Annotated in this window: 7 protein-coding genes; 5 read left to right on the top strand and 2 right to left on the bottom strand. The window is 74.9% G+C overall.

Going from position 1 to position 5,735, the window contains the following annotated elements:
* The first annotated feature begins 107 nt into the window (after positions 1-107).
* The 4 genes from ACFQ87_RS27665 to ACFQ87_RS27650 all read left to right on the top strand — a co-directional run bounded on the left by ACFQ87_RS27665 (position 108) and on the right by ACFQ87_RS27650 (position 3,266).
* On the top strand, positions 108-719 hold the full coding sequence (locus ACFQ87_RS27665; RefSeq protein ID WP_380613543.1) for an alpha-ketoglutarate-dependent dioxygenase AlkB: 612 nt from the start codon (positions 108-110) through the stop codon (positions 717-719).
* A gap of 70 nt (positions 720-789) precedes the next feature.
* Positions 790-1,548, top strand: a complete 759-nt coding sequence (locus ACFQ87_RS27660) for a VOC family protein (RefSeq protein ID WP_380613536.1) — start codon at positions 790-792, stop codon at positions 1,546-1,548.
* Between the two features lie 76 nt (positions 1,549-1,624).
* Positions 1,625-2,230: a hypothetical protein gene (locus ACFQ87_RS27655; protein ID WP_380613535.1), complete on the top strand. Its 606-nt coding sequence runs from the start codon at positions 1,625-1,627 to the stop codon at positions 2,228-2,230.
* A gap of 325 nt (positions 2,231-2,555) precedes the next feature.
* Entirely contained in the window at positions 2,556-3,266 is a 711-nt protein-coding gene (locus tag ACFQ87_RS27650) for an alpha/beta hydrolase family protein (RefSeq protein WP_380613534.1), read from the top strand.
* A 60-nt stretch (positions 3,267-3,326) separates the two neighbouring features.
* Here the strand turns inward: ACFQ87_RS27650 and ACFQ87_RS27645 are convergent, their stop codons facing one another.
* Both ACFQ87_RS27645 and ACFQ87_RS27640 read right to left on the bottom strand, forming a co-directional pair.
* A complete protein-coding gene (locus tag ACFQ87_RS27645) occupies positions 3,327-3,851 on the bottom strand; it encodes a universal stress protein (protein ID WP_380613533.1) in 525 nt (174 codons plus the stop codon).
* 148 nt (positions 3,852-3,999) lie between these two features.
* Positions 4,000-4,671, bottom strand: a complete 672-nt coding sequence (locus ACFQ87_RS27640) for a TetR/AcrR family transcriptional regulator (protein ID WP_380613532.1) — start codon at positions 4,669-4,671, stop codon at positions 4,000-4,002.
* A 121-nt stretch (positions 4,672-4,792) separates the two neighbouring features.
* Here ACFQ87_RS27640 and ACFQ87_RS27635 point away from each other — a divergent pair, with 121 nt between their 5' ends.
* A complete protein-coding gene (locus ACFQ87_RS27635) occupies positions 4,793-5,608 on the top strand; it encodes an MOSC domain-containing protein (protein WP_380613531.1) in 816 nt (271 codons plus the stop codon).
* Positions 5,609-5,735: the final 127 nt, after the last annotated feature.

The following is a 5,735-nucleotide window of genomic DNA, read 5'->3' as shown; positions in this document are numbered from 1 at the left end:
ATCCTTGCAAGGCAAGTACCAGACCTACTCACCCCTATAGATACCCGACCCGATCAAACTTCGATGGCACGCGCTCAAGGTTCGATGGCACAGGACACCAGCCTTCGCTGTTCGACGACGGCGACACCGGGGGCGTCCGCCTCGGCCCGCTCGACGGCCTGCGGCGGCTGGTGCTCGGCGCGGGCGCCTGGCTGGACGTGCTGCCCGGCTGGCTGCACGGAGCGGACGAGCTGTTCGAACAGCTGGCCGCGACGGTGCCCTGGCGGGCGGAGCGGCGCGAGATGTACGAGCGGACGGTCGACGTCCCACGACTGCTCGCCTCCTACCCGGCGGAGGCCGAGCCGCCGCACCCCGTCCTCGGCGCGGCCCGCACGGCGCTGAGCGGGCACTACGCGCCGGAACTGGGCGAGCCGTTCCGCACCCTCGGGCTCTGCTACTACCGGGACGGCCGGGACAGCGTGGCCTGGCACGGCGACCGGATCGGGCGCGGCGCCCGCGAGGACACCATGGTGGCGATCCTGTCGGTCGGCGAGCCGCGCACGCTGGCGCTGCGGCCCCGCGCCGGCGGCGGAGCCGTCGTCCGCCGACCGCTCGGCCACGGCGACCTGGTGGTGATGGGCGGCTCCTGCCAGCGCACCTGGGAGCACGCGATCCCGAAGACGGCCCGCCCGGTGGGCCCGCGGATCAGCATCCAGTTCCGCCCCCGCGGGGTCGCCTGAGGCCCCCGCTTGCCACCCGTCCGCCGGGCGCGGAGGCTGACGAGTGGGTCGATGGCACCAGGAGGGCGGCATGCCGAAGGCGGGCCGGTACCACGAGGGCGTCCCGTGCTGGGTCGTGCTGACGACCCCGGACGTCCCGCGCGCGCAGCGCTTCTACGGCGCGCTGTTCGCCTGGGAGTTCGTCCCGACCGGCCCCGGCGAGGCCGTCGCCACCCGCTACGGCGCGCAGGTCGCGGCGATCGCCTCCGCACCCGGGGCGGCGTCCGCCGCCTGGAGCACGTACCTCGCCTGCGCCGACCTGAGCCGTACCGTCGCGCTGATCCGCGCCGCCGACGGGCGGATCGCCCGCGCGCCGTACGAGGTGCCCGACCAGGGCCGCGCCGCCCTCGCCGTCGACCCGCTCGGCGCGCCCTTCGGCCTGTGGCAGGGGGACGCCGTCGACGGCGCCGGGCTGGTCAACGAGCCGGGCACGCTCACCTGGAACGAGCACCTCTCCCCCGACCCGGACGCCGCCCGCGCCTTCTACCGCGAGGTCTTCGGCTACGGCTACGACCGCCCGCACGCGGGACACACCCTCGCCCGGGTCGCGGGTCTGCCCGCCTGTGGGATCGGCCCCTCCGCCCCTCCGCGGGCCACCGCCGGCTGGCGCACCCACTTCGCCACCGCCGACGCCGACCGCGCCGCCGCCCGACTCCGCGCCCTCGGCGGCGGCGTCCTCACCGACCCCGCACCCACGCCCTTCGGCCGCTCGGCCCTGGTACGGGACGACGCCGGCGCGGAGTTCGTCCTGATCGCCGTCCCGTCCGACGAGCCCGCGGAGGCCGCCTGAGATGACCGGCACCAAGCACCCGAGCTGACCCGCCGACCGTGAGTCGACTGTCCGTCACAGCCGCTACCGTGGCCCCATGAGTTACTTCCTGACCGCGTACCTGACCAACCTCGAGGACAAGCACACCCTGGCGGGCTGTGCCGATGAGGGCCTGCTCGAGGAGCTGCGCGGGTTCTTCGGCGCCGGCCTGGACCGCGCCGACCAGGAGTTCGCCGAGCAGATCGCGGACGGCGCCCCCACCGCCCACGAGGCGCTGCGCGCGGTGGTGTACGGCGGGCCCTTCGACAAGGAGTACGCGTTCCAGTACGGCTACGCGTACCAGCGCCTGTGCAGGATCGACGCGTCCGTCCTCGACAACCGTTCCTTCGGTCCCTTCCGCGGCCTGTGGCTGGACGAGGTCGACGAGGGCCTGCGCGGGTACGGCGTCACCGCCGTCTCGGTCGCGGACTTCCAGTACGGCAGCGCCTTCCCCGCCGAACTCCCGTACTGCGCCGAGCTGTCCTGCGGCGAGTGGTCCCCCGAGCAGTGCCGGGAGGCACTCCGGCAGTTCGAGCTCGCCGAGCGCGAGGGCCGCACACCGCCGCTGGAACGCGCGGTGGCCGAGGCCGTCGCGGAGGTCCTGGGATGGCTCCGCGGGGCGCAGGAGGTCGAGGAGTACGGGGTCGTCGGCTTCGTCTCCTGAGCCACCCGGGTCCGCGCGCCCTCGGTCCCATCGTCACCCAGGCCGGACTGCGGATCTCCCGCGAGCCGGGCTCCGACCGCCGGCCGTCCCGAGACCTGCCTTGAGGAGAGGGTCGAGGAGAAACGCGGACGGGGTCCGGTACCTGAGCAGGTACCGGACCCCGTCCGACAATGGAGCGCCAGGCCCGGGTTGCACGGACTCTCCCTACTGAAAGTAGGACGTGCTCTGGTAGCACCGCTGACGCCTGACGAGAGATCGTCTCCCTCGCGACAGGAAGTTCAGTACCAGTTCCGTGATCAGGCACCGAATCGGAGGGGAACCCGGCATGACGAGCACTCAACCTGAGGTCGTTCCGTACGCGGACGGGCGCCTGCTGGACGTCCACCGCCCGACCGTCGGCGCCGCCGGGCCCGCCCCGGTGGTGCTGCTCTGGCACGGCTCGGGCCCGGACGAGCGCGACGTGATGGCGACACTCGCCCAGGAGGCCGCCGGGCTCGGCCTGTTGGTGCTCGTCCCGGACTGGCGCTCCGACCGCGAGGACCGCGGCCGCGCCGACCTGCTCGCCTCGCTCGCCTTCGCCCGCCGCAACGCCGCCGCGTACGACGGGGATCCGGAGCGCTTCGTGCTGGCCGGCTGGTCGCTCGGCGGCCGGGAGGCGGTCGCCGTGGCCACCCACCCCGACACCCCCGCCGCACTGCGTCCCACCGCCGCCGTCGGCATCGCCTCCGCCTACGGCCGCCCGGCCGCCACCACCGGCGACTCCCCGCTCGACCTCCTCGCCGCGAGCCCGTCCCCGGTCCCGATCCGGCTGGTGCACGGCACGGCGGACGAGGTGGTTCCGGCGGAGCTCACCCGCCAGTTGCACGCCGTCGTACCGACCGCCGAGTTGCTCGAACTCCCCACCGACCACGCCGGCGTGATCATGACCGCCTACAGCCCCGAGGCCGAGCGCTGCCTGCCCGCCACGGACCCCGACACCCTGAACGCCGGTCGCCGGACCGCCGCCGTCCTCGCCCGGGCCGCCGGCCTGCCGTAGCCGAGCTGCCGTAGCCGGGGCTGCCGCAGCCGGCCGGCACCATCGGCGCCGCCCCGGGGCTCAGTTCCCCGCCACCAACTCCCTCAGCCCGTACCCGCGTTCCAGCGCCTCCAGGTCCCGCTGGAGCGGCGGGCGCGGCACGGTCAGCACCGGGCAGGTGGCGTGCCGCACGCAGTAGGCGGTGACCGACGGCCGGATCAGCCGGGACAGGCGGCCGCGCTCGCGGCCCGCCCCGAGCACCAGGACGTCCCCGGGCCGGTCGGCGGTGCGCACCAGGGTGTGGCCGGTGTCCCCGCGGACGGCCTGGCAGCGCAGCCGGGCACCGGCGTGGCGACCGGCGAAGGCCTCGTCGAGTGCCTGCCGCAGTCGCGCGACTGCGGCGTCGCGGCCGGAGTTGAGCACCGGCGGGCAGACGGAGCGGCGGTATCCGAGCTCGTCGCCGGGCGGGGTCCAGCACAGCACCGCGAGCACCTCGACGTCCGCCCGCCGGGCCTCGGCGACCGCGCGATGGAGGGCGGCGAGGCTGCCGAGTGAGCCGCTGACGCCGACCACGATCCGGCCCTCGTCCGCTCCCGTGTCCGCCATGGCCCACCCCTGCCTCTCCGTCCGCGTCACCGAACCGACCCGCGCCACCCCAGCAAAACCGCCCGTGCCCCGCCCGCCCCCGCCCGTTGACACGGCCCTGACGCCGCACCCGACGTTCCGTACGCGTCCCTGATGCGCCCGGGGCCGTTCAGGCCTCCGGCGCCTCCGCCTCCCACAGGTCGGCGAACATCCGGTCCAGGTGCTCCTCGCCGATCGGCGGGACCGGCAGCGGGTGGGTGGCCTGCGCGCGGAAGCCGTCCAGCAGCAGGGCGAGGTAGCGGCGCCAGAGGTCGGGGCGCAGCTCGGTGGCGGCGGGCAGGGCGCGGCAGAGCGGGCCGAGCAGGAAGAGCAGGTCCATGGTGACCACGTCGCGCCGCATGGTGCCCTGCTCCTGGGCGCGGGTGATCAGGGCGCCGACGGTGGCGGCGTGTCCGCGGCTGATCTCCATCATTCCGGGGATGGTCGGGATGGCCTGGGTGACCAGGTCGTTGATGCCCCGGTCGGCCGCGACGAGTTCGAAGATCCGCCCGAAGTAGCGTTCCAGGCCGGTCCAGGCGTCCTCGGTGGCGAGCGCCTCCTCCGCCGCCGCGGCCAGGCCGGCCCCGGCGTCCGCGAAGACCTCGGCGATCAGCGCCTCGCGGGTCGGGAAGTGCCGGTAGAGGGTGGCGTTGCCGACGCCGGCCTCCTTGGCGATCTGGTCCAGGGGGACGTCGAGGCCGTGTCGGGAGAACATCTCGCGGGCGGCGGCGAGCAGCAGGTCCCGGTTGCGCTGCGCGTCGCGCCGGAGCCGTCCCGGGGGGTTCGCGCTGCTCGGTGCCATGCCCCGACCCTAGCAACCGCGCGGCTGCCCGGTGTTCAGCGGCTCGTCACCGGCGCCGGCAACTACCCTACGGGGAAACGGAGAAGCCGCGTCCGAGGCGGCTGGAGAGTGCGGGGGACAGATGGCCACGGTGGTGGAGTTGCGGTACTACCCGGTGAAGGGCTGTGCCGGGGTGGTGGCGGAGCAGGCGGAGCTGACCCGGGCCGGGCTGGCCCACGACCGCGCGTTCATGGTGGTGGACGCGGAGGGCGTGTTCCGCTCCCAGCGGCGGGACCGGCTGCTGGCGACCGTCCGCCCGACCGTCCTCGGGGGCGACCGGCTGGCTCTCGCCGCGCCCGGGGTTGAGCCGGTGGAGTTCGCCGTCGACACCGAGGGCCCGCGCAGGGAGGTGCGGATGTTCGGCACGCCGTACCCGGCCGTCGACCAGGGCGAGGAGGCCGCCGGGTGGCTCTCCGAGGTGCTGGGCGCGCGCAGCCGGCTGGTCCGGGTGCCGCCGGAGCACGACCGGGTGACCGACGGACTGACCCCGGGAACGTCCGGGTTCGCGGACAGCTCCGCCGTGCACCTGCTGTCGCGTTCCTCCCTGGAGGACTTCAACGCGCGCTCGGACGGGGCTCCGCTGCCGGTGGACCGGTTCCGCCCGAACCTGGTGGTGGACGGCTGGCCGGAGCCGCACACCGAGGACCTGCTCCGCCGGTTCACCGTCGGCGGCGCGGAGTTGGGCTACACGAAGCTGGCGATCCGCTGTGCGGTGACGCTGGTGGACCAGTCGACCGGCGCCAAGGCCGGCCCGGAGCCGCTGCGCACGCTGGCCGGCTACCGCCGCGCGGCGGCCGGCGGGGTGGCGTTCGGCAGCAAGTTCTCCGTGGTGCGGCCGGGCACGCTGCGGGTCGGGGACGAGCTGGCGGTGAACGCCTGGGGGGCGTCCGAGCTGTAGGACCGTTCCCGGTACGCCCGTGGGCCCGGGGGGGGGGGGGGGCGGGGGGAAGGGAATGACGGGGGGGGGGGGGCTTATCCACCCCCCCCCACCCACCAAACAAAAGAACAGCTGAGGGGAGAAGTTT

Origin of the sequence: Kitasatospora sp. NPDC056531, from assembly GCF_042794375.1 — a bacterium.
GTDB lineage: Bacteria > Actinomycetota > Actinomycetes > Streptomycetales > Streptomycetaceae > Kitasatospora.
Note: the sequence above shows the minus strand (reverse complement) of the source record. Positions and strands in the feature narration are given on the sequence as shown.

Coding starts and splice junctions, on each gene's coding strand:
- ACFQ87_RS27640 (WP_380613532.1), bottom strand. CDS start 4,671: ATGGCACCGAGCAGCGCGAACCCCCCGGGACGGCTCCGGCGCGACGCG.
- ACFQ87_RS27660 (WP_380613536.1), top strand. CDS start 790: ATGCCGAAGGCGGGCCGGTACCACGAGGGCGTCCCGTGCTGGGTCGTG.
- ACFQ87_RS27650 (WP_380613534.1), top strand. CDS start 2,556: ATGACGAGCACTCAACCTGAGGTCGTTCCGTACGCGGACGGGCGCCTG.
- ACFQ87_RS27645 (WP_380613533.1), bottom strand. CDS start 3,851: ATGGCGGACACGGGAGCGGACGAGGGCCGGATCGTGGTCGGCGTCAGC.
- ACFQ87_RS27635 (WP_380613531.1), top strand. CDS start 4,793: ATGGCCACGGTGGTGGAGTTGCGGTACTACCCGGTGAAGGGCTGTGCC.
- ACFQ87_RS27655 (WP_380613535.1), top strand. CDS start 1,625: ATGAGTTACTTCCTGACCGCGTACCTGACCAACCTCGAGGACAAGCAC.